Raw genomic sequence first — 23,216 nt, forward strand, 5'->3', positions numbered from 1 at the left:
GCCTTTTAACATAGGCGAGCGGTGCAGGGATAAGGATGATGGCGCGCAGGATTCGTTGAATGGCCCCGCCATCGGTTAGACTGGCCGCCTTTCCCAGTCTCTAGAAGTCCGTTCATGGCCCAGCCGTCCACGACCTACAAGTTTGAACTCAACCTGACCGACCTCGATCGTTCGGTGTACGAGAGCGTCAAGCAAACCATCGCCCGTCACCCCTCGGAAACCGAAGAACGCATGACCGTGCGTTTGCTGGCCTACGCCCTTTGGTACAACGAGCAGTTGTCGTTTGGTCGTGGACTGTCAGATGTAGACGAGCCAGCCCTGTGGGAAAAAAGCCTGGATGATCGGGTTTTGCACTGGATCGAAGTCGGCCAGCCCGATGCCGACCGCCTGACCTGGTGTTCGCGCCGTACCGAGCGCACCAGCCTGCTGGCCTACGGTAGCCTGCGGGTGTGGGAAGGCAAGGTGGTGCCGGTGGCCAACAACCTGAAAAACGTGCACATCGCCGCCGTGCCCCAGGAGGTCCTGGAGACCCTGGCCAAGGACATGCCCCGGGTGATCAAGTGGGACGTGATGATCAGCGAAGGCACGATCTTCGTCACCGACGACCGCGGCCAGCACGAAGTGCAGCTGCAATGGCTGGTCGGCGAACGCGGCTGATGATGTCAGGACGGGTTTGTGTGGGAGCTAGCTTGTGTGGGAGCGGGCTTGCCCGCGATAGCGATGTGTCAGTCGGCTTATCTTTAACTGATCCACCGCAATCGCGGGCAAGCCCGCTCCCACCCAAGCCCCCCACACACCGTTGATGTTCGTCGTTACTCGTAGTGTTTTTTAACCGTTGTATTGCACAGAAGCCCTCATCACCCCATGCGCATCGATCCCCGCCCATTGCCCGCTGTCCTGCCGTTCCTCGGTGAATTGCCACCGTTGCTGACCCGTCTCTACGCCGCCCGTGGCGTGACCTCGCAGGATGAGCTGGATAAGAGCCTGGCGCGGCTGATTCCCTATCAGCAGCTCAAAGGGATCGAGGCTGCCGTGGACTTGCTGGTGACGGCCCTGGAGCAGCGCCAGCGCATCCTGATCGTCGGTGACTTCGACGCCGATGGCGCCACCGCCAGCACCGTGGGCACCCTCGGCCTGCGCTTGCTTGGGGCGGCCCATGTGGATTACCTGGTGCCCAACCGCTTTGAATACGGCTACGGCCTGACCCCGGAAATCGTTGCCGTGGCCTTGCAGCGTGAGCCGCAGTTGCTGATCACCGTGGACAACGGCATCTCCAGTGTCGAAGGCGTGGCGGCGGCGAAGGCGGCGGGCCTCAAGGTGCTGGTCACCGACCACCACTTACCCGGCGATGAACTGCCGGCGGCCGATGCCATCGTCAACCCGAACCAGCCCGGCTGCGGTTTCCCCAGTAAGGCCCTGGCCGGTGTGGGGGTGATTTTCTACGTGCTGATGGCCTTGCGCGCGCGCCTGCGCAGCCTGGGCTGGTACGACAAGCAGCCGCAGCCCAATATCGGCGAATTGCTCGACCTGGTGGCCCTGGGCAGCGTGGCCGACGTGGTGCCGCTGGATGCCAATAACCGCATCCTGGTCTACCAGGGCCTGGAGCGGATCCGCGCCGGGCGTGCGCGGCCGGGGATCAAGGCGATCCTGGAAGTGGCCAAGCGCGACCACGCGCGCATCACCTCCACCGACCTGGGCTTTATCCTCGGCCCACGGCTCAACGCGGCCGGGCGCCTGGATGACATGAGCCTGGGCATCGAATGCCTGCTCACCAGCGACTTCGCCCAGGCCCGGGAAATGGCCGCGCAACTGGACGGCATGAACCAAGACCGCAAGGCCATCGAGCAGGGCATGCAGCGCGAAGCCCTGGCTCAGCTCAAGGACTTGCCGCTGGAGTCGATGCCATTTGGCCTGTGCCTGTTCGACCCGGAGTGGCACCAGGGTGTCATCGGGATCCTCGCCTCGCGGATGAAAGAGCGCTATTTCCGCCCGACCATCGCCTTTGCCGATGCCGGTGATGGCCTGCTCAAGGGCTCTGGGCGTTCGGTGCCGGGCTTTCATATCCGTGATGCCCTGGCCGTGGTGGCCAGCCAGCACCCGAACCTGATCGCCAAATACGGCGGCCACGCCATGGCGGCGGGCCTGACCTTGCCTGAAGCCAACTTCCCGTTGTTCGCCCAAGCCTTCGACGCCGAAGTGCGCCGGCAACTGCGTGAAGAAGACCTCACCGGGCGCCTGCTGTCCGATGGCACCTTGGCCGTGGAAGAATTCCACCTGGAACTGGCCCGCGCCCTGCGCAACGCCGGGCCTTGGGGCCAACACTTTCCCGAGCCGCTGTTTCACGGGGTTTTTCAACTGGTGGAGCAACGGGTGGTGGGCGAGCGTCACCTCAAGGTGGTGCTCAAGAGTGAGTGCGGTGCGGTGAAGCTCGATGGCATTGCCTTTGGCATCGACCGAGAAGTGTGGCCGAACCCGACCATTCGCTGGGTGGAGCTGGCCTACAAGCTGGACGTCAATGAATTCCGTGGCCAGGAAACCGTGCAATTGATGATTGCCCACATCGAGCCGCGCTGAACCCTGTGCAATCCCCGGTTGTCGACTAGTCTCTAAGCACTGTGTGATTGGTCTTGTGACCTTGTCTGTTTTTTAGCCCGGAGGGGACGGGCTTTTCATCTTCTCGTCACGCGCACCGGTCAGACAGCACCCTGGAGCCAATGCCCACCGGATACGAGAAGAGGTGCCCCATGAGTCTGTTGCTTGAACCCTATACCCTGCGCCAATTGACCCTGCTCAACCGCATTGCCGTGTCGCCAATGTGCCAGTACTCGGCCGTCGATGGCCTGGCCAACGACTGGCACCTGGTGCACCTGGGCAGCCGCGCCGTCGGCGGCGCCGGGCTGGTTTTCAGCGAAGCCACCGCGGTGACCGCCGATGGCCGCATCACCGCCCAGGACCTGGGGCTGTGGAACGACGCCCAGATTGAACCGCTGCAGCGCATCACCCGCTTTATCAGCGCCCAGGGCGCGGTGGCGGGCATTCAACTGGCCCACGCCGGGCGCAAGGCCAGCACCCATCGGCCGTGGATCGGCAAGCACGGCAGCGTCAAGCCCGCAGACGGTGGCTGGGTGCCGGTAGGTCCGTCGCCGATCGCCTTTGACCCGCAGCACACCGCGCCCCGGCAGTTGGACGCAGGGCAAATCCAGCAGGTGATCGGCGATTTCGTGGCCGCCGCCAAGCGTGCCCTGACCGCCGGCTTCAAAGTGGTGGAAATCCATGCCGCCCATGGTTATCTATTGCATCAATTTCTCTCGCCCCTGAGCAATCAGCGCCAGGATCAATACGGCGGATCCTTTGAAAACCGCATCCGCCTGGTGTTGCAAGTCACCCAGGCGGTGCGTGACGTGTGGCCGCAAGAGTTGCCGCTGTTTGTGCGCGTCTCGGCCACCGACTGGGTGGAGGACGGCTGGAACCCCGACGAAACCGTGGAACTGGCACGCCGCCTCAAAGACCTGGGTGTGGACCTGATCGATGTGTCTTCCGGTGGCACCGCAGCCAATGCCGAAATCCCCATCGGGCCCGGTTATCAGACGCGTTTTGCCGAGCGCGTGCGCAAGGAGTCCGGCATGGCCACGGGCACGGTGGGCATGATTACCGAGCCGGCCCAGGCCGAGCATATTCTGCGTACCTGCCAGGCCGACATCATCTTCCTTGCCCGGGAACTGCTGCGTGACCCGTATTGGCCGCTGCACGCCGATGACGACCTGGGCGGGCGCAAGGCGATCTGGCCGGCGCAATATCAGCGGGCCACCCATCGCGACCAGCCGATCCATGAGTCGGATGTGCGCAACGAGTAACCCACCCAGCCGCCGCTGGCCCGGTGGGTCAGCGGGCCTCGCGTCGCCACTGTGGCCAGGCGAGCAACGTCGCGGCGCGCAACAACCACTCGAACGGCCCATATGGATGACGGCGTAGCCAGTGCGTGCTCAGCCACATTTGTAGGATAAAAATCGTGGCCGCCATCGGTAGCAACAACCACGGCTCGACCTGATTGATCCCGCCAGCGCCGTAGCCGGTGAACAACAGCCCGAGCACGATCGATTGCATAAGGTAATTGCTCAAGGCCATCTTGCCCAACGGCGCCAGGCGCGCGCATAGCCTTGCGCCGCGGGGGGTGTTGAACAGCGCCAGCATCCCTAGGCCATAAGCGGCTGTGAGCAGCGGCGCCGTCAGTTGGCCGAGGCCGAAGGCAAAGGTTTCCAGGCCGCCACCCGGTCTATAAGCGGCGGCCAGGGCGTAGACCAGCGCACCGAGCAGGCCCAGTGGGGCAGTCATTAGCAGCAGGCGCCCGGCACGGGGTTCCCAGGCCTGTGGCGAGGCCAGCCATTGCTGTCGCCCGGCCGCATAGCCAAACAGGAACATCGCCAGGGCACTGGGCCCTTGCAGTAGCCATAAGGCGGGCACGGTGTTCCACACCTCTCGGCTATGAAATTGCAGGGTCTGCAGGGCCCCAGCGGAAAATGCCGCGAGTTTTGCCTGGGCCTCGTCGTGGCCAGCGCCGACCCATTCACCTTCCAGCCCCTGCAAGATACCCAACACCATCCACAGTGAGCAGGCGACCACTACCAGGCCGATAGCCCAGCGCCGGGCGCGGGCCGCTGCCAGGTTGCGGGCCGCCAGCAGCACCAGGCCCAGCAGGGCATAAGTCGAGAGAATCTCCCCGTAATACAGTAGGGCGCCATGGGCCAGGCCCAATGCCAGCAGGGCCAGTTGCCGGCGCAGCATACGTGGGACGAACGCGGCCTCGGCCCGCTCGGCGGCGGCCATTTGCAGGGTGAAGCTGTAGCCAAACAAAAAGGAAAACAGCAGGTAGAACTTGGTCTCGAACAGCAAGGCCACCAGCAGCCGCACCCCGTGATCGAGCAGGCTGGCGTAGGCTGGATTGCTGGCGGTCGAGGCGTAATAGGGGTCGGCAAAGGCCCAGATATTGACGCTGAGAATGCCGAGCAAGGCAAACCCGCGCAGTGCGTCGACCTGGACCAAACGGGCATTGGCCGTGGCTGGCATATTCAGCGCCCTTGCAGCAGGTGAACCACCAGGCCTTGCAGGACCGGGGTCTGCTGCGCGGGGTGAAAGTCCGGGTCGGCCGCCACGCGGGCGAACATGCCATCGATCAAGGCGGCCAGCCAGTTGGCCGCCTCGGGTGCGCTCAACGAGGTGTGCAACTGCCCGGCCTTGTCCGCCGCCCGCACCAGTGCTTCCAGGCCGTCGCGCAGGGCGCGGTCATTGGCTTTTACCAGGCGTGCGACGGCTTCGTCGCGATGGCCCAGGGCCGAAATTTCCAGCGCCAGGCCGGCGTAGTGGCGGTCGCAGGCCAACTGGCAGACATGATCGAGGAAGGCCAGCAACTGCGCCAGCGGATCAGCCGCCTTGGCCAAGGGCGCCATGGCCTGTTGGATCTCTTCACCTTCGCGGGCCACCAGCGCCAGCAACACCTCATGCTTGCTGGCGAAATAGTGGAACAGATTGCCCGCACTCATACCGGCCAGGGCACAGATATCGGCGGTGCGCGTGGCAACAAAACCGGCTTCGGCAAAACACTGGGACGCCGCATCCAGCAGGGCCATGCGTTTGCTTTCGCGTTGTTGGGGATCGGGGGTGCGCATGCCTGTCTCATTAATTAATTGAGCGGTCAATCAATTTATGAGGTGTAAGAATTTTCCGCAAGCTTTTTGCTTCAAGGTAATTATTTAAGTGAATACTCTAAAAAAATCTCACACGCGCCTGGATAGTTTCTACGCTTGGAGTAAGACGACTTCTGGCCCAGGAAGTCAGTCTGTTTGCTCGCTGAGGCATTGCACTTCGCGGACAGGGTTATGGGCATCAGGAGTTGTTGTTTATTACACGGAGAAACATTCCATGGCCAAGTCCATTGGTGTCGCAGGGGTTCTGATGCTTTTTTTCAGCCGCAAGCTGTCGTTGCATGGCCGCCGGTTGAGTTCGGATGAGGCACAACTGCTGGAGCAGTACCGTGCCTTGACCGAAAACGATCAGGTTGCAATGCGCTATCTGATTGGCGCGATGAAGAGTATTTCGCGCTTTTGAGCCGGCAAGGGCGTTCCCACGCCGCCATGCGCGTGGGAACGCTTGGCATCAGCTGTACTTGCGCTTGTCCGGTGCCGGCGGGAAGTACTGGTACAACCAGGTTTCACTCAAGGTGCGGTCATTGGTGCGAATGAACAGGCGCATCTCCACCGGCGCCACGCTGTCGCTGGTCGGGTACCAGTCGAAGAGGATGCGGTAGCCCTTGATGTCATCGAGCACCAGCACGCTGAAGTCTTTCACTTGGCCATGGGAGCAGGTGACCACCGGCTCGATCCCGGTGCCTGCGGGCAGGCGGTCGAGGCCGCCGCCCTTGAAGTCCACGGCAAAGCGGCGGGCCCAGACCGGCGGGTAATGCTCGCCCGGCGCCCAGCCTTCGGTGAAACCGCCCATGCCGGAACGGGTCGCATTGACTTGCGCCAGCGGCGTGCTGACCGGGGGCAGGGCGCTCCAGTAGAGCTTGTAGCCAAAGTTCAGGGAATCACCGGCGGCCACCGGTTTTTTGGGCGACCAGAAGGCGACGATGTTGTCCATGGTCTCGCCGGTGGTAGGAATTTCCAACAGGTCGATAGAGCCTTCGCCCCATGCCGTGGTCGGCTCCACCCACAGGCTCGGGCGCTTGCTGTACCAATCGACGGTGTCCTGGTAGCTGGCGAACTCATGGTCGGTCTGCACCAGGCCGAAACCTTTCGGGTCTTTATCGGCGAAGGCATTGAACTGCAGGGTGGCCGGGTTGTTCAGCGGCCGGCAGATCCACTCGCCGTTGCCGCGCCACATTGCCAGGCGGTCGGAATCGTGGATTTGCGGGTGAATGGTGTCGCACATGCGCCGCTCATGGGTGCCGCAACTGAACATACTGGTCATCGGCGCGATGCCCATCTGCTGGATCGCGGTGCGCGCATTGATATGGGCATCGATGGCCATCACCACCTGGGTCGCCTGGCAGTCGATGTCAAAGCGATAGGCCCCGGTGGCGCTCGGTGAGTCGAGCAGGGCGTAGACCACGAAACGGGTGCTGTCCTTGTCCGGCGTCTCGAACCAGAACTGGGTGAAATCGGGGAATTCTTCGCGTTTGCTGGCGTAGGTGTCGATGGCCAGGCCGCGCGCCGAAAGGCCGTACTGGCCGGTGTTATCCACCGCGCGGAAATAGCTGGCGCCGAGGAAAGACACCACGTCGTGGCGGTCCAGTTCCGGGGCCTTGAACAGCTTGAAGCCGGAAAACCCCAGGTCGCCCTTGAGCTGCTTTGTATCGACCGTGGTTTTTTCATAGTTGAACAGCGACGGGCGGAAATGCACCTCCCGCGCCTGGCGGGTCTTGGGGTCGACACTGTGCATGCGCACCGGGGTCTTGAAACCCATGCCGACGTGGAAAAACTGCACGTCCAGCTGGCCTTTGAGGTCTTTCCACAGCGAATGGTTGCCGTCGTAGCCAATGGCATTGAAATTCTGCGGGGTCATGGTCGCCAGGGTTGGCGGCAGCACCTGGCGGGTGTCCTGGTACTGTTTGCCGGCCAGTTGCTTGGCCTGCCGCTTGAGCCAGTCGAAGTCGAACGCCTTGGCATCGCCATCGGCGGCACGATTCCCGGCCCAGGCCTGGGCGGCCAGCAGGCCACTGGCCGACAGCCCGGTGTAGGCCGCGATGGCCATGGACGCTTTGAGCAAATTCCTGCGGTGCATAAATACAACCTGTGGTGAGCAATCCCGTGCCGTTCCTGGCGCGTGCTGGATCAGAAATTACGGTTCGGACATGCCTTCGGCCAAACGCAACGGACATTAAACAGATGCCCGATAGCTTAAGGGGTTCGCTGGGGAAGGAAAATTGATTGATGGCGGGATGATAGCGTTGGATATGAAACAAGACGTGTCTGTGGGGGCGTCACCGATCAGGCAGGCTGTCGGGGCCCCTGCCAATTGAGTTACATCTGGAAGCACTCTATATCCAGGAATATTGGCACTTAGTTTTACGCTGAGAGCCTATTGATCCTATGAACCCAAGTCTCTGGAGGCTATGAATGAATACCCGTGGATTGCTTGATCAGTTGCTCAAGTCCGGCCAGGACATGTTGCAAAACAAGGCTGGCGGTCAACGTAAAGGCGATGACAAAGGCGCACTGGGAGGCCTGCTCGGCGGTGGCGGGCTCGGCAGCCTGCTCGGCGGCGCAGGTGGCGGGGCGTTGGCAGCCGGGGCCATGGGCCTGCTGCTGGGCAACAAAAAAGCCCGGAATTTTGGCGGCAAAGCCCTGACTTATGGTGGTCTTGCCGCATTGGGCGTGATTGCCTACAAGGCTTATGGCAACTGGCAGGCACAACAGGCCGGCGCCCCCAAGGGCGAGCCGCAGACCCTCGACCGCCTGCCACCGGCCCAGGTCGAGCTGCATAGCCAGGCCATCCTCAAGGCCCTGGTGGCCGCCGCCAAGGCCGATGGCCATGTGGACGAGCGCGAGCGTGCCTTGATCGAAGGCGAATTCGTCAAGCTGGACAACGACCAGGAACTGCAACACTGGCTGCATGCCGAACTCAACAAGCCCCTGGACCCCACCGATGTGGCGCGCGCCGCCAGCACCCCGGAAATGGCTGCCGAAATGTACATCGCCAGTGTGATGCTGGTGGACGAGGAAAACTTTATGGAGAAGTCCTACCTCGACGAACTGGCCCGCCAGCTCAAGTTGGAACCGGGCCTCAAGGCCGAGCTGGAAAAACAGGTACGCCAGGCCACCGCATGAGTTGCAGCTGATCCTTCCCACGCAGAGCGTGGGAAGGATCGACATCAAACACCCCGCCGCCATCAAGGTTGCGGGGTGTTTTTGTATTCCTTGAGACTTGGCCCACAACCCATTGATAAATGATGGCACTGCCTCAGCTATACTCCCGGGCATTTGATCGGCCTTCGAGGAAGTACTGTGAAAAACTGGACCTTGCGCCAACGCATCTTGGCGAGCTTTGCGGTCATTATCGCCATCATGCTGTTGATGGTCGTGGTCTCGTATTCACGGTTGCTGAAAATCGAATCGAGCGAGAACTCGGTGCGCGACGACGCCGTGCCAGGGGTGTTTTTCAGCTCGATGATCCGCAGCGCCTGGGTCGACAGCTACCTGCAAACCCAGGAGCTGATCGGTTTGCGCGAGCATCAGGGCATTTCCGACGCTGACCGCCAGGATTACAAAACGTTCGAGGCGCGGCTGGACCAGCATATGGCCAGTTACGCCAAGACGATCAATCTCGACCAGGATCGTAACGAGTTCGACACCTTCGAGGCCCTGCACCAAAAGTACAACCAGGTGTTGGTCCAGGTCCTGGAGCTGCATGCAGCCAACAAGGAAGCCGAGGCGGTCAAGCTGTTCGACGAGCAACTGACCCCGGCCTGGACCGCAGGGCGCATGAAGCTCAATGACATCATCAACGCGAACAAAAAAGTCGCGGACAGCGCCACCGCCGCCATCGATGAAGCCGTGGATGCCGCCAAAATCAGCATGGGCGTGTCGCTGCTCCTGGCGATCCTTGCCGCCGGCCTGTGCGGGTTGCTGCTGATGCGCGCGATCATGGCGCCGATGAAACGCATCGTCGATATCCTCGACACCATGCGCACCGGCGATCTGAGCAAGCGCCTGAACCTGGAACGCAAGGACGAGTTCGGCGCCGTCGAAACCGGCTTCAACGACATGATGACCGAGCTGACCGCCCTGGTATCCCAGGCCCAGCGTTCGTCGGTACAGGTCACCACCTCGGTGACCGAGATTGCCGCCACCTCCAAGCAGCAACAGGCCACGGCCACTGAAACCGCCGCCACCACCACCGAAATCGGCGCCACCTCGCGGGAAATCGCCGCCACGTCCAAGGACCTGGTGCGCACCATGACCGAAGTGTCCACCGCCGCCGACCAGGCCTCGGTGGCCGCCGGTTCCGGCCAGCAAGGCCTGGCCCGCATGGAAGAAACCATGCACTCGGTGATGGGCGCCGCCGACCTGGTCAACGCCAAGCTGGCGATCCTCAACGAGAAGGCCGGCAACATCAACCAGGTGGTGGTGACCATCGTCAAGGTGGCCGACCAGACCAACCTGCTGTCCCTCAACGCCGCCATCGAGGCCGAGAAGGCCGGTGAATACGGGCGCGGCTTTGCCGTGGTCGCCACCGAAGTGCGGCGCCTGGCCGACCAGACTGCCGTGGCCACCTACGATATCGAGCAGATGGTGCGCGAGATCCAGTCGGCGGTCTCGGCGGGCGTGATGGGTATGGACAAGTTCTCCGAAGAAGTGCGTCGCGGCATGTTTGAGGTGCAGCAGGTCGGCGAGCAGCTGTCGCAGATCATTCACCAGGTACAAGCCTTGGCGCCGCGTGTGCTGATGGTCAACGAGGGCATGCAGGCCCAGGCCACCGGTGCCGAACAGATCAACCATGCGCTGGTGCAGTTGGGCGATGCCAGTAGCCAGACCGTGGAGTCCCTGCGCCAGGCCAGCTTTGCCATTGATGAACTGAGCCAGGTTGCGGTGGGTCTGCGCAGCGGCGTGTCGCGTTTTAAAGTCTGATGAGTGATCCAGCGGCGAAACGCGACGCGGTGACGGCCGCCAAAAAAGCCTTGTTCCTGGTGTTTCATATCGGCAGCGAGCGCTACGCCCTCAAGGCCACGGAAGTGGCTGAGGTGCTACCGCGCCTGCCGCTCAAGCCCATCGCCCATGCGCCGGCGTGGGTCGCCGGGATCTTTGCCCATCGCGGCTACATGGTGCCGGTGATCGACCTCAGCGCCCTGACGTTTGGGACCCCGGCCCAGGCCCGCACCAGTACGCGGCTGGTGCTGGTCAACTACCGTCCCCAAGCCTGGCAGGCGCCGCGCTGGCTGGGGCTGATCCTCGAACAGGCCACCGACACCCTGCGTTGCGACCCGGCCGACTTCCAGCCTTACGGCCTGGACAATCGCCAGGCGCCTTATTTGGGGCCGGTGCGCGAAGACGAACGGGGGCTGATGCAGTGGATCGGCGTCGCCGACCTGCTCACTGCCGAGGTCCGCGCCTTGCTGTTTGCCACCGACCTGAGCGCTGGGGAGGCTTGATGAGCAATGACCAACGCTTCTTCGACTTTCTCAAGGAACGCATCGGCCTGGACGTCGCTTCGGTGGGCGAAGCGATTATCGAGCGCGCCGTGCGCCAGCGCAGCCAGGCGTTGCAGGGGCTGAATGCCGATCAGTACTGGCAGCGCCTGCAAACCTGCAACGAGGAACAGCAGGCGCTGATCGAAGCGGTCATCGTTCCCGAGACCTGGTTCTTTCGCTATCCCGAATCCTTTGCCACCCTGGCGCGGCTGGCGGTGACGCGGCTGGGCGAGATCAAGCAGATGCGCGCCTTGCGCATCCTCAGCCTGCCGTGCTCCACCGGCGAGGAACCCTACTCCATTGCCATGGCCCTGCTCGATGCGGGCCTTTCGCCCCACCAGTTCAAGGTGCAGGGCATGGACGTCAGCCCGCTGTCGGTGGAGCGGGCGCGGCGTGGGGTGTATGGCAAGAACTCCTTTCGTGGCCAGGACATCGAGTTCCGTGAACGGTATTTCACTGCCGAGAGCGACGGCTATCGCGTCGCCGACCGGGTGCGCGAGCAAGTGCGCCTGCAAGTGGGCAACCTGCTGGACCCGCAGTTGCTGGCCAATGAGCCGACCTATGACTTTGTGTTTTGCCGCAACCTGCTGATCTACTTCGACCAGCCAACCCAGAAGCAGGTATTTGAAGTGCTCAAGGGCCTGACCCATGTCGATGGCGTGCTGTTTATCGGCCCGGCCGAAGGCAGCTTGCTGGGGCGCCTGGGCATGCGTTCAATTGGGGTGCCGCAGTCGTTTGCCTTCAGCCGCCACGCTGAAGCCGCGCCGCCCGCGCCGGTCTTTACGCCCATGCCGGTGCCGCTGCCCCAGCGCAGTACGGCGCCGATCCCGGCCCGGCCCCGGCCGTTCAGTGGGGGCAGCGTGCCGGCGGTGGTACTCAAGGCGCCGCCGCTGCAGTCGGATGCCGCCGATCTGCTCGGGCAGATCGCGACCCTGGCCAATGAGGGCAAGAGCCTGGAAGCCCGGGCGGCCTGCGAGCGCTACCTGCAAAACCATCCACCGGCGGCCCAGGTGTTCTACTGGCTGGGCCTGCTCAGCGATGTGGCGGGTAGCGCCCTGGAGGCCCAGGGGTATTATCGAAAAGCCTTGTACCTGGAGCCCCAGCATCCGCAGGCCTTGATGCACCTGGCTGCGCTGCTGGAGTCTCAGGGCGATACGGCGGGGGCGCGGCGCTTGCAAGCCCGTGCCGCCCGTAGCGAGCGAGCCGCTGACAGTGAGCCTAAACGATGAGTAGCTCCCCATCCCCGGACACCGACCTGGACCTGACGGTCGCCGATACCCAGGCCATCGACGATTGCTGGAACCGCATCGGGATCCACGGCGATAAAACCTGCCCGTTGCTGGTCGAGCATATCCACTGCCGCAATTGCGCGGTGTATTCGGCGGCCGCCACCCGCCTGCTGGATCGCTACGCCTTGCAGCAGGAAGACCGACATCCCGCGGCCGCCGCGCAGGCCGACGACGAGGTGGTCACCCGTTCACTGCTGATGTTCCGCCTGGGCGAGGAGTGGCTGGGCATCGCCACCCGGTGCCTGGTGGAAGTGGCGCCCCTGCAGCCGATTCATTCCTTGCCCCACCAGCGTTCGCGGGCGCTGCTCGGGGTCGCCAATGTGCGCGGCGCGCTGGTGGCCTGCCTGTCCCTGGTGGAACTGCTCGGGCTCGACAGCACGGGCGGCGGCCCCAGCGGCGGGCGGATCATGCCGCGCATGCTGATCATCGCTGCGCAGGACGGCCCGGTGGTGGTGCCGGTGGATGAAGTGGATGGCATCCATGCCATTGATGAGCGCACCCTCAAAGCGGCGTCTGCGTCCGGCACCCAGGCCAGTGCGCGCTACACCCAGGGCGTGTTGCCGTTCAAGGGCCGCAGCCTGCGCTGGTTGGACGAGACGCAACTGCTGTCTGCCGTGACCCGGAGCCTCACATGACCCCCGACCAGATGCGCGACGCCTCGCTGCTGGAACTGTTCAGCCTGGAAGCCGATGCCCAGACCCAGGTGCTCAGTGCCGGTTTGCTGGCCCTGGAGCGCAACCCGACCCAGGCCGACCAGCTTGAAGCCTGCATGCGCGCGGCGCATTCGCTCAAGGGCGCGGCGCGGATTGTCGGGGTCGATGCCGGCGTCAGCGTGGCCCACGTGATGGAAGACTGCCTGGTCAGCGCCCAGGAAAGCCGGCTGTTTCTGCAACCCGAACATATCGACGCGTTGTTGCAGGGCACCGACCTGCTGATGCGCATCGCCACGCCGGGCAACAGCGTGGGCCCGGCCGATATCGAGGCCTATGTGGCGCTGATGGAGCGCTTGCTGGATCCGTCGCAACCCATGGCCAAGGTGGTTGCACCGCCGCCCGTGCCGGCGTCGCTCCCGGAGCCACTGGCGTCCCTTGAAGAATCACTGTTATTGCCCCCGGAACCGGAGACCGCGCCGCCCATCAGCAGTGATGCGCCGCGCCAGAACAAACGCATGACCGAAGGCGGCGAGCGCGTGTTGCGGGTCACGGCCGAGCGCTTGAACAGCCTGCTGGACCTGTCCAGCAAGTCCCTGGTGGAAACCCAGCGCCTCAAGCCGTACCTGTCCAGCCTGCAACGCCTCAAGCGCCTCCAAAGCAACAGCGCCCGGGCCCTGGATAACCTCGATGGCCAGCTCAAGACCGTCGACCTGAACCTCGAAGCCCAGGAAGCCCTGGCCGATGCCCGCCGCCTGTTGAGCGAAGCGCAACTGCTGCTGGCGGAAAAGACCGCCGAGCTCGACGAGTTTGGCTGGCAGGCCGGGCAACGGGCCCAGGTGTTGTATGACACCGCGCTGGCGTGCCGTATGCGCCCGTTTGCCGATGTACTGGCGGGCCAGGTGCGCATGGTGCGTGACCTGGGCCGCAGCCTGGGCAAGCAGGTACGCCTGGAAATCGAAGGCGAGAAGACCCAGGTCGACCGCGATGTGCTGGAAAAGCTTGAAGCGCCGCTGACCCATTTGTTGCGCAATGCCGTCGATCACGGCATCGAGATGCCTGAGCAGCGCCTGCTGGCGGGCAAGCCGGCCGAGGGCCTGATCCGCTTGCGCGCCTCGCACCAGGCGGGCCTGTTGGTGCTGGAGTTGAGTGATGATGGCAACGGCGTGGACCTGGCGCGCCTGCGCGGCAGTATTGTCGAGCGCAATCTGTCGCCGCTGGAAACCGCTCAGCGCCTGAGTGAAGAGGAGTTGCTGACGTTCCTGTTCCTGCCGGGCTTCAGCCTGCGCGACAAGGTGACCGAGGTCTCCGGGCGCGGGGTCGGCCTGGATGCCGTGCAACATATGGTCCGCCAATTGCGCGGCGCGGTGCTGCTGGAGCAGACGGCGGGGCAGGGCAGCCGCTTCCATCTGGAAGTGCCGCTGACCCTGTCGGTGGTGCGCAGCCTGGTGGTGGAGGTCGGCGAAGAAGCCTACGCCTTCCCCCTGGCCCATATCGAGCGCATGTGCGACCTGGAACCCGACGAAATCGTGCAACTGGAAGGCCGCCAGCATTTCTGGCACGAGGGCCGGCATGTCGGCCTGGTCGCGGCCAGCCAGTTGTTGCAGCGCCCGCCCGGGCAAAGCAACCAGGACACCCTCAAGGTCGTGGTGATCCGCGAGCGCGATGCGGTGTACGGGATTGCCGTGGAGCGCTTTATCGGCGAGCGCACCCTGGTGGTGCTGCCCTTGGATGATCGCCTGGGCAAGGTGCAGGACATCTCTGCCGGTGCGCTGCTCGATGACGGTTCGGTGGTATTGATCGTCGATGTCGAGGACATGCTGCGCTCGGTGGACAAGCTGCTCAACACCGGACGCCTGGAGCGCATTGCCCGCCGCGCCCTGCAAACCGTCGAGGCCGCGCGCAAGCGCATTCTGGTGGTGGATGACTCGCTGACCGTGCGCGAATTGCAGCGCAAGCTATTACTTAACCGTGGATATGACGTGGCGGTCGCCGTCGATGGCATGGATGGCTGGAATGCTCTGCGTTCCGAAGACTTCGACCTGCTGATTACTGACATTGATATGCCTCGCATGGACGGTATTGAATTGGTCACACTTTTGCGCCGTGACACTCGCCTGCAATCGCTGCCGGTGATGGTGGTGTCCTACAAGGATCGTGAAGAAGACCGGCGGCGTGGCCTGGATGCCGGCGCCGACTATTACCTGGCCAAGGCCAGCTTCCATGACGACGCCCTGCTCGATGCGGTGGTGGAACTGATTGGAGGCGCCCGGGCATGAGGATCGCCATCGTCAATGACATGCCCCTGGCAGTCGAGGCCTTGCGCCGTGCCTTGAGCTTCGAGCCGGCCCATGAAGTGGTGTGGGTCGCCACCAATGGCCTGGAAGCGGTGCAGCGCTGTGCCGAGGTGACCCCGGACCTGATCCTGATGGACCTGATCATGCCGGTGATGGATGGCGTCGAGGCCACCCGGCAGATCATGGCCGAGACGCCATGCGCTATCGTTATCGTGACGGTGGATCGCCAGCAGAATGTCAGCCGCGTGTTTGAAGCCATGGGCCATGGCGCCCTGGATGTGGTGGACACCCCGGCACTGGGGGTTGGCGATGCCAAGGAGGCGGCGGCACCGCTGTTGCGCAAGATCCTCAATATTGGCTGGCTGATCGGCCAGCGCGGCAGCCGGGTTCGGGCCGAACCGGTCCCCCCGCGCAGTACGGGCAAGCGCCAGAGCCTGGTGGCGATCGGTTCTTCGGCGGGTGGCCCGGCGGCGCTGGAAACCTTGCTCAAGGGCTTGCCTCGGGACTTTGCGGCAGCCATTGTGCTGGTCCAGCATGTGGACCAGGTGTTTGCCGCCGGCATGGCCGAGTGGCTGAGCAGCGCCTCGGGCCTGCCGGTGCGCCTGGCGCGCGAGGGGGAGCCGCCGCAAAGCGGCGTGGTATTGCTGGCCGGCACCAATCATCATATCCGGCTGCTGAAAAACGGCACGCTGGCCTATACGGCAGAGCCCGTGAACGAGATTTATCGACCGTCCATCGACGTGTTTTTCGAGAGCGTCGCCAGCCATTGGAACGGCGATGCTGTCGGCGTCTTGCTGACCGGCATGGGACGCGATGGAGCCCAGGGACTCAAATTGATGCGTCAGCAGGGCTATCTGACCATCGCTCAGGATCAGCAGAGCTGTGCAGTTTACGGCATGCCCAAAGCGGCGGCGGCAATTGATGCCGCTGTTGAGATTCGCCCATTGGACAGAATTGCGCCACGATTGCTGGAGGTATTCGCAAAATGACCGAGATAACTCGCTGTCCTGGCCTGCACGTAGTAATTCAGGTGACCGCAAATGAATGATTTACAGCTCGACGACTTCAAAACCGACGAAAATGCCGCCATGGTGTTACTGGTCGATGACCAGGCGATGATCGGCGAAGCCGTGCGACGCGGTCTGGCCCATGAGGACAATATCGACTTCCACTTCTGTGCCGACCCCCACCAGGCCATCTCCCAGGCGATCCGCATCAAGCCGACAGTGATTCTCCAGGACCTGGTCATGCCCGGGCTGGACGGCCTGACCCTGGTGCGGGAATACCGCAACCACCCGGCGACCCAGAACATCCCGATCATCGTGCTCTCGACCAAGGAAGACCCGCTGATCAAGAGCGCCGCGTTTGCCGCCGGGGCCAATGACTACCTGGTGAAACTGCCGGACAACATCGAACTGGTGGCGCGTATCCGCTACCACTCGCGCTCCTACATGACCCTGTTGCAGCGGGATGCGGCCTACCGTGCGCTGCGGGTCAGCCAGCAACAACTGCTGGACACCAACCTGGTGCTGCAACGCTTGATGAACTCCGACGGCTTGACCGGGCTGTCCAACCGCCGGCATTTCGACGAGTACCTGGAGCTGGAATGGCGGCGTGCCATGCGTGACCAGACCCAGTTGTCGTTGCTGATGATCGACGTGGACTTTTTCAAGACCTACAACGACAGCTTTGGCCACTTGGAAGGGGACGAGGCGTTGCGCAAGGTGGCGGCGAGCATCCGTGACGCCAGCAGCCGTCCTTCGGACCTGCCGGCGCGCTACGGGGGCGAGGAGTTTGCCCTGGTGCTGCCCAACACCTCGCCTGGCGGTGCGCGGCTGGTGGCCGAGAAACTGCGCCAGGCCGTCGCCGCGCTGAAAATCCCGCATATCGCGCCGTCTGAAGGGGCGAGCCTGACCATCAGCATTGGCCTGGCGACCATGACGCCGCTGCTGGGGACCGATTGCCGGCAATTGATCTCGGCGGCGGACAAGGGGTTGTACCTGGCCAAGCATAATGGGCGTAACCAGGTGGGGATCGAATAGCTTGCAGAACACCGCCAGCCCAATGTGGGAGCAGGCAAGCCAGCTCCTACATTTGATCTTTATCGGACTGTAGATATCACACAAACCCAGCCTTTTCGGCCAAGCGGACTGCCGTTTCCGACCTTTTGCCGTTATACTCGCCGGCTTTCAAAAGTTCGCCAACGAGTGCTGCCCGCCATGGAAATCAACCCGATCCTTAACACCATCAAGGACCTGTCCGAGCGCTCCGAAACTATTCGGGGGTATCTTTGACTACGATCAAAAGCATGAGCGTCTGACCGAAGTCAATCGCGAGCTTGAAGATCCGGCTGTCTGGAACAAACCTGAATACGCCCAGGAACTGGGGCGTGAGCGCGCTGCGCTGGCGCAGATCGTCGACACCCTCGACGAATTGAACACCGGTCTGGGCGACTGCCGCGACCTGCTGGACATGGCCGTCGAAGAAAACGACGAAGGCGCAGTGGGCGATATCGTCGCCGAGCTGGCCCGTCTCGAGGACAACCTCGCCAAACTCGAATTCCGCCGCATGTTCAGCCACGAAATGGACCCGAACAACGCCTACCTGGATATCCAGGCCGGTTCCGGCGGCACCGAAGCCCAGGACTGGGCCAACATCCTGCTGCGCATGTACCTGCGCTGGGCCGACAAGCGCGGCTTTGAAGCGACCATCATGGAACTGTCCGCCGGTGAAGTCGCCGGTATCAAGGGCGCGACCGTGCATATCAAGGGCGAATACGCCTTTGGCTGGCTGCGTACCGAGATCGGCGTGCACCGCCTGGTGCGCAAGAGCCCGTTCGACTCCGGCAACCGTCGCCACACCTCGTTCTCTGCCGTTTTCGTCTCCCCCGAGATCGACGACAAGGTGGAAATCGAGATCAACCCGGCCGACCTGCGCATCGACACCTACCGCTCCTCCGGTGCCGGTGGCCAGCACGTAAACACCACCGACTCGGCCGTACGGATCACCCACGTACCGAGCAACACCGTGGTCAGTTGCCAGAACGAACGTTCCCAGCACGCCAACAAGGACACCGCCATGAAAATGCTGCGGGCCAAGTTGTACGAGCAGGAAATGCAGAAACGCAACGCCGCGTCCCAGGCGCTGGAAGACACCAAGTCGGATATCGGCTGGGGGCACCAGATCCGTTCGTATGTGCTCGATGCCTCGCGGATCAAGGATCTGCGCACTAACATCGAACGCAGCGACTGCGACAAGGTACTCGACGGCGATATCGACGAATACCTGGAAGCCAGCCTGAAGTCCGGCCTGTAACACCCTCTGTGGGAGCGGGCTTGCCCGCGATCCCCAGGCCGAAGGCCTGGGGGCAACGAACCTGTGATGGAAAATTTAAAGACATGAGCGACCAACAACTCGACCAGGCCCTGCAACAGGAAGAAAACTCCCTGATCGCCCTGCGCAAGGAAAAGCTTGCTGCCGAGCGCGCCAAGGGTAACGCCTTCCCTAACGACTTCCGCCGCGACAACTACTGCGATGTCTTGCAGAAGCAATACGCGGACAAGACCAAGGAAGAGCTGGCCGAAGCGGCGATCCCGGTCAAGGTGGCAGGTCGCATCATGCTCAACCGTGGCTCGTTCATGGTGATCCAGGACATGACCGGGCGTATCCAGGTCTACGTCAACCGCAAGACCCTCTCGGAAGAAACCCTGGCCGCGGTGAAAACCTGGGACATGGGCGACATCATTGCCGCCGAAGGCACCCTGGCCCGTTCCGGCAAGGGCGACCTGTACGTCGAAATGACCAACGTGCGCCTGCTGACCAAGTCGCTGCGCCCGCTGCCGGACAAGCACCACGGCCTGACCGACACCGAGCAGCGTTATCGCCAGCGCTACGTCGACCTGATCGTCAACGAAGAAGTGCGCCAGACGTTCCGCGTGCGCTCGCAAGTGATCGCGCACATCCGCAGCTTCCTGATGGCGCGTGACTTCCTTGAAGTCGAGACGCCGATGTTGCAGACCATCCCGGGCGGCGCGGCCGCCAAGCCGTTTGAAACCCACCACAATGCCCTGGACATGGAAATGTTCCTGCGTATTGCGCCGGAGCTGTACCTCAAGCGCCTGGTGGTCGGTGGCTTTGAGAAGGTGTTCGAGATCAACCGCAACTTCCGTAACGAGGGTGTCTCGACCCGGCACAACCCGGAATTCACCATGTTGGAGTTCTACCAGGCCTACGCCGACTACGAAGACAACATGGACCTGACCGAAGAACTGTTCCGCGAGCTGGCGCAGCTTGTTCTCGGAACTACCGACGTGCCGTACGGCGACAAGGTGTTCCACTTCGGCGAACCGTTCGTGCGCCTGTCGGTGTTCGATTCGATCCTCAAGTACAACCCTGAGCTGAGCGCTGACGACCTGAACGACATCGACAAGGCGCGCGCCATCGCCAAGAAGGCCGGGGCCAAGGTCCTGGGCTTTGAAGGCCTGGGCAAGCTGCAGGTGATGATTTTCGAGGAACTGGTGGAGCACAAGCTGGAACAGCCGCACTTCATTACCCAGTACCCGTTTGAAGTGTCGCCGCTGGCCCGTCGCAACGACGACAACCCGAACGTCACCGACCGTTTCGAGCTGTTTATCGGTGGCCGCGAAATCGCCAACGCCTACTCCGAGCTTAACGACGCGCAAGACCAGGCCGAGCGCTTCATGGCCCAGGTGGCCGACAAGGACGCCGGTGACGACGAAGCCATGCACTACGACGCCGACTTCGTGCGCGCCCTGGAATACGGCATGCCGCCAACGGCCGGCGAAGGGATCGGTATCGACCGCCTGGTGATGTTGTTGACCAACTCACCGTCGATCCGCGATGTCATCTTGTTCCCGCACATGCGACCGCAAGCGTAACCGTAGCAAATCATCAAGCCGCCTTTTATAAGGCGGCTTTTTTGTATGGCCTGTACTAACGTCAAGCATACGGCGCCAGGCTTCTGCTGAGTGAGAGGACGATTTTTCGTGAAGCGCGAAATGGCTCAAGAAGGCGCCGCTGGCATTGCTGCCGCCGTGGCTGAAAGTGTTCAGTACCAGGGTCGCAAGGCCATTCGCCAGGGCAGCGAGCAGCGTCGCCAGGACATTCTCGACGCGGCCATGCGCATTGTCGTGCGCGATGGCGTGCGGGCGGTGCGCCATCGGGCGGTGGCCGCCGAGGCCGGGGTGCCGTTGTCGGCCACCACATACTACTTCAAGGATATCGATGACCTGCTGACCGACACGTTTGCCCAGTATGTCGAGCGCAGTGCGGCGTTCATGGGTAAATTGTGGGTACGCAACGAGGGCCTGTTGCGGGAGATGGTGGCCTACGGTGATGGCAGTGCCGAGTCGCGCTCGCAACTGGCCGATGATATCGCGCGGTTGACCGCCGATTACGTCCTGCGCCAATTGCTCAGCCGTCGCGAGTACCTGATGGCCGAACAGGCGTTTCGCCAGGAAGCCTTGTTGAACCCGCGCCTGGCAGACCTGGTGCGCTCTCACCAACAGATTCTGCTGCAGGGGACCTGCCAGTTTTTCCAGGTACTGGGCTCCCGTGAGCCGCAACAGGATGCCAAAGTCTTGACGGCGATTATCAGTCGGATGGAATATCAGGGCCTGCTGTTCGAGCCAGAGGCCCTGACTGGCGAAGAAATGCTGGAGATTCTCAAGCGTTACATGCACCTGGTACTGGCTTCGGTCTAGTAGTGGGAAGCTGGCTTGTGTAGGAGCCAGGCCCCCCCCAAAGAGCTGTGGAGTGATCGATGAAAACCTGGCGTGTGCTTGTAACCGCAATGGCCTTCCTGCTTCTGGGCGGGTGCCTGGTGACTTTCAAGGAGCCCTTGCCGGCCAGCGAGGCTGCACCTGATGCGCTGCTGGGCAAGTGGGCCAGCACGAATGCCTGGGGTGAGCCGCTCGACCTGCAGATCAGCCGGGCGGGCCAGCATCGCTACAAGGCGGTGAGCACCTCGCAGAGCCAGCCGGTCAAGCGCGATGAGTATCTGTTCAGCGTGTCCCGCCATGGCAACCGCTGGTACCTGTCGGCGCCGCTGCCGGGCAAGCTGGGCGGGCACTTTATCCTCGCGGGCTTTGAATTGAATAAAGCCCGTGAACTGGTGGTCTACAACCTCGACCCTGAGGCGATCAACCAGGTCATCGCGCAGAAAATCCTGCTGGGCAGCCGCGTGGAAACCGCCGAAGGTGACGCAACATTGATCGACAGCCCCATGAGCCAGGTCCTGCCTTACCTGGATGATCCGGCCAACGCCGATGTGTTTGTCGAAGCCGTGCGCTATCAGCGCGTTGGCAAATAACGTTTAAAGAGGGAGCACCGGGTGGACGATTACCAGCAGACGATACGCACCTTGTCCGATCGCATTGTGCTGGCGCAAACACCGATTCGCGTCCTCGACGCCGTGAAGTGGGACGACAACATTCGCAAGGGCTTCCTCCAGGGCAAGGGCAAGCACATGCCGGCCGTGGACCGCGACTATTACCTGAACCGGCCATTGTCGTTCGATTCGAGCAAGGTGAAGCTGGAGTTCCAGAACATCGAGCGCGATATCACCCGCCAGTTGGGCCAGTTCAACCCGGTCGGGCAGATCATGCGGCGCATGTGCAAGGAATACCGCATGGTGGTGCGCATGCTTGAAGCCCGTGGCACCGAGGATTTCGGCCTGATTTCCCAGGAGCTTTATGGCGCGGCGTCGGATGCGTTCCATGCCGGCGACCCGACCCTGGCCGACCTGGGGCTGATGCTCTCCGATTACCTGAACAATATCGACGGCCGTGGCGACCTCAAGGACGAAGCCAAGACCCTGACCGCCAAGGACGCCGTGAGCCTGCTGCAAAGCCGCTTGAACAAGGTGTTTGGCGAGGCCGAGGAAACCATCCGCGTGTTTGAGTCCGACGGCATCGTCGCCGACGCGGCGGCGGGCGCCGACTACATCAAGATCCGCGCCGATGCGATGTTCAACGAGCGCGATGTGCGGGCCCTGGAGGTCCACGAAGGGCTGGTCCACGTGGGCACTACCCTCAATGGCCAGAACCAGCCGATCTGCACCTTCCTGTCCAAGGGGCCGCCGTCATCGACCGTGACCCAGGAAGGCCTGGCGATCCTGATGGAAATCATCACCTTTGCCTCCTACCCCAGCCGCCTGCGCAAGCTGACCAACCGCACCCGCGCGATCCACATGGTGGAAGAGGGTGCCGATTTCCTGCAGGTGTTCGAGTTCTTCCGCGAGCAAGGCTTTGAAATGGCCGAGAGCTACGGCAACGCCAGCCGGGTGTTCCGTGGCTCGACGCCGACGGGGCTGCCGTTTACCAAGGATCTGTCGTACCTCAAGGGCTTTATCATGGTCTACAACTACATCCAGCTGGCCGTGCGCAAGGGCAAGCTGGAGCAGGTGCCGCTGCTGTTCTGCGGCAAGACCACCCTGGAAGACATGCGCACCTTGCGCCAGTTGGTGGACGAAGGCCTGGTGGTGCCGCCCAAATACCTGCCGGAGCAGTTCCGCGATATGAATGCGTTGTCGGCGTGGATGTGCTTCTCCAACTTCCTCAACCACCTGAGCCTGGACCGGATCGAGGCGGATTACTCCAATATCCTTTAAGGCAATGTCCCTGAAGGAACCTAATCCAAAATGTGGGAGCGGGCTTGCTCGCGATAGCGGTTTATCATCTAAGCATGTGTTGACTGACCCACCGCTATCGCGAGCAAGCCCGCTCCCACATTTTTGATCGCCATTGGTCTGTAGACTTCCAACCCATTTACGAGATTT

Annotated in this window: 20 protein-coding genes; 17 read left to right on the plus strand and 3 right to left on the minus strand. The window is 62.6% G+C overall.

The window, feature by feature from the left end:
* Positions 1 to 114: 114 nt before the first annotated feature.
* The 3 genes from AC07W7_RS11675 to AC07W7_RS11685 all read left to right on the plus strand — a co-directional run bounded on the left by AC07W7_RS11675 (position 115) and on the right by AC07W7_RS11685 (position 3,854).
* Positions 115 to 657, plus strand: a complete 543-nt coding sequence (locus tag AC07W7_RS11675; protein ID WP_032858231.1) for a YaeQ family protein — start codon at positions 115 to 117, stop codon at positions 655 to 657.
* Positions 658 to 864: 207 nt separating this feature from the next.
* Complete coding sequence (gene recJ, locus AC07W7_RS11680) at positions 865 to 2,574, plus strand: single-stranded-DNA-specific exonuclease RecJ (protein ID WP_495039352.1); 1,710 nt, start codon at positions 865 to 867, stop codon at positions 2,572 to 2,574.
* A 170-nt stretch (positions 2,575 to 2,744) separates the two neighbouring features.
* Entirely contained in the window at positions 2,745 to 3,854 is a 1,110-nt protein-coding gene (locus AC07W7_RS11685) for an NADH:flavin oxidoreductase/NADH oxidase (RefSeq protein ID WP_076962120.1), read from the plus strand.
* A 28-nt stretch (positions 3,855 to 3,882) separates the two neighbouring features.
* Here the strand turns inward: AC07W7_RS11685 and AC07W7_RS11690 are convergent, their stop codons facing one another.
* Complete coding sequence (locus tag AC07W7_RS11690; RefSeq protein ID WP_495039353.1) at positions 3,883 to 5,064, minus strand: DUF418 domain-containing protein; 1,182 nt, start codon at positions 5,062 to 5,064, stop codon at positions 3,883 to 3,885.
* 2 nt (positions 5,065 to 5,066) lie between these two features.
* Positions 5,067 to 5,663, minus strand: coding sequence for a TetR/AcrR family transcriptional regulator (locus AC07W7_RS11695; RefSeq protein WP_076962122.1), 597 nt, complete (start codon positions 5,661 to 5,663; stop codon positions 5,067 to 5,069).
* 253 nt (positions 5,664 to 5,916) lie between these two features.
* Here AC07W7_RS11695 and AC07W7_RS11700 point away from each other — a divergent pair, with 253 nt between their 5' ends.
* Positions 5,917 to 6,102, plus strand: coding sequence for a hypothetical protein (locus tag AC07W7_RS11700; RefSeq protein ID WP_076962123.1), 186 nt, complete (start codon positions 5,917 to 5,919; stop codon positions 6,100 to 6,102).
* A gap of 48 nt (positions 6,103 to 6,150) precedes the next feature.
* On the opposite strand, the gene AC07W7_RS11705 is transcribed toward AC07W7_RS11700, so the two are convergent.
* Positions 6,151 to 7,776, minus strand: coding sequence for a glucan biosynthesis protein D (locus AC07W7_RS11705; RefSeq protein ID WP_495039354.1), 1,626 nt, complete (start codon positions 7,774 to 7,776; stop codon positions 6,151 to 6,153).
* Positions 7,777 to 8,111: 335 nt separating this feature from the next.
* Between AC07W7_RS11705 and AC07W7_RS11710 the strand changes: the two genes are divergently transcribed.
* The 13 genes from AC07W7_RS11710 to AC07W7_RS11770 all read left to right on the plus strand — a co-directional run bounded on the left by AC07W7_RS11710 (position 8,112) and on the right by AC07W7_RS11770 (position 23,048).
* On the plus strand, positions 8,112 to 8,822 hold the full coding sequence (locus AC07W7_RS11710) for a tellurite resistance TerB family protein (protein ID WP_076962125.1): 711 nt from the start codon (positions 8,112 to 8,114) through the stop codon (positions 8,820 to 8,822).
* Positions 8,823 to 8,999: 177 nt separating this feature from the next.
* Positions 9,000 to 10,622, plus strand: coding sequence for a methyl-accepting chemotaxis protein (locus AC07W7_RS11715; RefSeq protein ID WP_099168198.1), 1,623 nt, complete (start codon positions 9,000 to 9,002; stop codon positions 10,620 to 10,622).
* Positions 10,622 to 11,143 (plus strand): chemotaxis protein CheW, encoded by a 522-nt coding sequence (locus AC07W7_RS11720; protein ID WP_076962127.1) that lies wholly within the window; start codon positions 10,622 to 10,624, stop codon positions 11,141 to 11,143. The genes AC07W7_RS11715 and AC07W7_RS11720 overlap by 1 nt, the downstream gene beginning before the upstream one ends.
* Complete coding sequence (locus AC07W7_RS11725; protein WP_495039355.1) at positions 11,143 to 12,411, plus strand: CheR family methyltransferase; 1,269 nt, start codon at positions 11,143 to 11,145, stop codon at positions 12,409 to 12,411. The genes AC07W7_RS11720 and AC07W7_RS11725 overlap by 1 nt, the downstream gene beginning before the upstream one ends.
* Complete coding sequence (locus AC07W7_RS11730) at positions 12,408 to 13,106, plus strand: chemotaxis protein CheW (RefSeq protein ID WP_076962129.1); 699 nt, start codon at positions 12,408 to 12,410, stop codon at positions 13,104 to 13,106. Before AC07W7_RS11725 ends, AC07W7_RS11730 begins: the two co-directional genes overlap by 4 nt.
* On the plus strand, positions 13,103 to 15,400 hold the full coding sequence (locus tag AC07W7_RS11735) for a hybrid sensor histidine kinase/response regulator (protein ID WP_169900276.1): 2,298 nt from the start codon (positions 13,103 to 13,105) through the stop codon (positions 15,398 to 15,400). The genes AC07W7_RS11730 and AC07W7_RS11735 overlap by 4 nt, the downstream gene beginning before the upstream one ends.
* Positions 15,397 to 16,407, plus strand: coding sequence for a chemotaxis response regulator protein-glutamate methylesterase (locus AC07W7_RS11740; RefSeq protein WP_076962131.1), 1,011 nt, complete (start codon positions 15,397 to 15,399; stop codon positions 16,405 to 16,407). The genes AC07W7_RS11735 and AC07W7_RS11740 overlap by 4 nt, the downstream gene beginning before the upstream one ends.
* Before the next feature lie 51 nt (positions 16,408 to 16,458).
* Positions 16,459 to 17,460, plus strand: coding sequence for a diguanylate cyclase (locus AC07W7_RS11745; RefSeq protein ID WP_169865341.1), 1,002 nt, complete (start codon positions 16,459 to 16,461; stop codon positions 17,458 to 17,460).
* 177 nt (positions 17,461 to 17,637) lie between these two features.
* Positions 17,638 to 18,733, plus strand: a protein-coding gene (prfB, locus tag AC07W7_RS11750) for a peptide chain release factor 2 (protein WP_099168202.1) whose coding sequence is annotated in 2 segments (ribosomal slippage) — positions 17,638 to 17,709 and positions 17,711 to 18,733 — 1,095 coding nt in all. Because the reading frame shifts where the segments join, the coding sequence is not laid out codon by codon here.
* A gap of 83 nt (positions 18,734 to 18,816) precedes the next feature.
* Entirely contained in the window at positions 18,817 to 20,316 is a 1,500-nt protein-coding gene (gene lysS, locus AC07W7_RS11755; protein ID WP_076962133.1) for a lysine--tRNA ligase, read from the plus strand.
* 108 nt (positions 20,317 to 20,424) lie between these two features.
* Positions 20,425 to 21,141 (plus strand): TetR/AcrR family transcriptional regulator, encoded by a 717-nt coding sequence (locus AC07W7_RS11760; protein ID WP_169865343.1) that lies wholly within the window; start codon positions 20,425 to 20,427, stop codon positions 21,139 to 21,141.
* A gap of 59 nt (positions 21,142 to 21,200) precedes the next feature.
* Entirely contained in the window at positions 21,201 to 21,749 is a 549-nt protein-coding gene (locus AC07W7_RS11765; RefSeq protein ID WP_076962134.1) for a hypothetical protein, read from the plus strand.
* A 21-nt stretch (positions 21,750 to 21,770) separates the two neighbouring features.
* On the plus strand, positions 21,771 to 23,048 hold the full coding sequence (locus tag AC07W7_RS11770) for a flavohemoglobin expression-modulating QEGLA motif protein (RefSeq protein WP_076962135.1): 1,278 nt from the start codon (positions 21,771 to 21,773) through the stop codon (positions 23,046 to 23,048).
* The last annotated feature ends 168 nt before the right edge of the window (positions 23,049 to 23,216 follow it).

The sequence above is a fragment of the Pseudomonas sp. GW821-FHT01D09 genome (genome assembly GCF_059422465.1).

What these genes read in the sequence shown, in the direction of transcription:
- AC07W7_RS11675 (WP_032858231.1), top strand. Translation starts at nt 115, where the DNA reads ATGGCCCAGCCGTCCACGACCTACAAGTTTGAACTCAACCTGACCGAC.
- recJ (WP_495039352.1), top strand. Translation starts at nt 865, where the DNA reads ATGCGCATCGATCCCCGCCCATTGCCCGCTGTCCTGCCGTTCCTCGGT.
- AC07W7_RS11685 (WP_076962120.1), top strand. Translation starts at nt 2,745, where the DNA reads ATGAGTCTGTTGCTTGAACCCTATACCCTGCGCCAATTGACCCTGCTC.
- AC07W7_RS11690 (WP_495039353.1), bottom strand. Translation starts at nt 5,064, where the DNA reads ATGCCAGCCACGGCCAATGCCCGTTTGGTCCAGGTCGACGCACTGCGC.
- AC07W7_RS11695 (WP_076962122.1), bottom strand. Translation starts at nt 5,663, where the DNA reads ATGCGCACCCCCGATCCCCAACAACGCGAAAGCAAACGCATGGCCCTG.
- AC07W7_RS11700 (WP_076962123.1), top strand. Translation starts at nt 5,917, where the DNA reads ATGGCCAAGTCCATTGGTGTCGCAGGGGTTCTGATGCTTTTTTTCAGC.
- AC07W7_RS11705 (WP_495039354.1), bottom strand. Translation starts at nt 7,776, where the DNA reads ATGCACCGCAGGAATTTGCTCAAAGCGTCCATGGCCATCGCGGCCTAC.
- AC07W7_RS11710 (WP_076962125.1), top strand. Translation starts at nt 8,112, where the DNA reads ATGAATACCCGTGGATTGCTTGATCAGTTGCTCAAGTCCGGCCAGGAC.
- AC07W7_RS11720 (WP_076962127.1), top strand. Translation starts at nt 10,622, where the DNA reads ATGAGTGATCCAGCGGCGAAACGCGACGCGGTGACGGCCGCCAAAAAA.
- AC07W7_RS11725 (WP_495039355.1), top strand. Translation starts at nt 11,143, where the DNA reads ATGAGCAATGACCAACGCTTCTTCGACTTTCTCAAGGAACGCATCGGC.
- AC07W7_RS11730 (WP_076962129.1), top strand. Translation starts at nt 12,408, where the DNA reads ATGAGTAGCTCCCCATCCCCGGACACCGACCTGGACCTGACGGTCGCC.
- AC07W7_RS11735 (WP_169900276.1), top strand. Translation starts at nt 13,103, where the DNA reads ATGACCCCCGACCAGATGCGCGACGCCTCGCTGCTGGAACTGTTCAGC.
- AC07W7_RS11740 (WP_076962131.1), top strand. Translation starts at nt 15,397, where the DNA reads ATGAGGATCGCCATCGTCAATGACATGCCCCTGGCAGTCGAGGCCTTG.
- AC07W7_RS11745 (WP_169865341.1), top strand. Translation starts at nt 16,459, where the DNA reads ATGAATGATTTACAGCTCGACGACTTCAAAACCGACGAAAATGCCGCC.
- lysS (WP_076962133.1), top strand. Translation starts at nt 18,817, where the DNA reads ATGAGCGACCAACAACTCGACCAGGCCCTGCAACAGGAAGAAAACTCC.
- AC07W7_RS11765 (WP_076962134.1), top strand. Translation starts at nt 21,201, where the DNA reads ATGAAAACCTGGCGTGTGCTTGTAACCGCAATGGCCTTCCTGCTTCTG.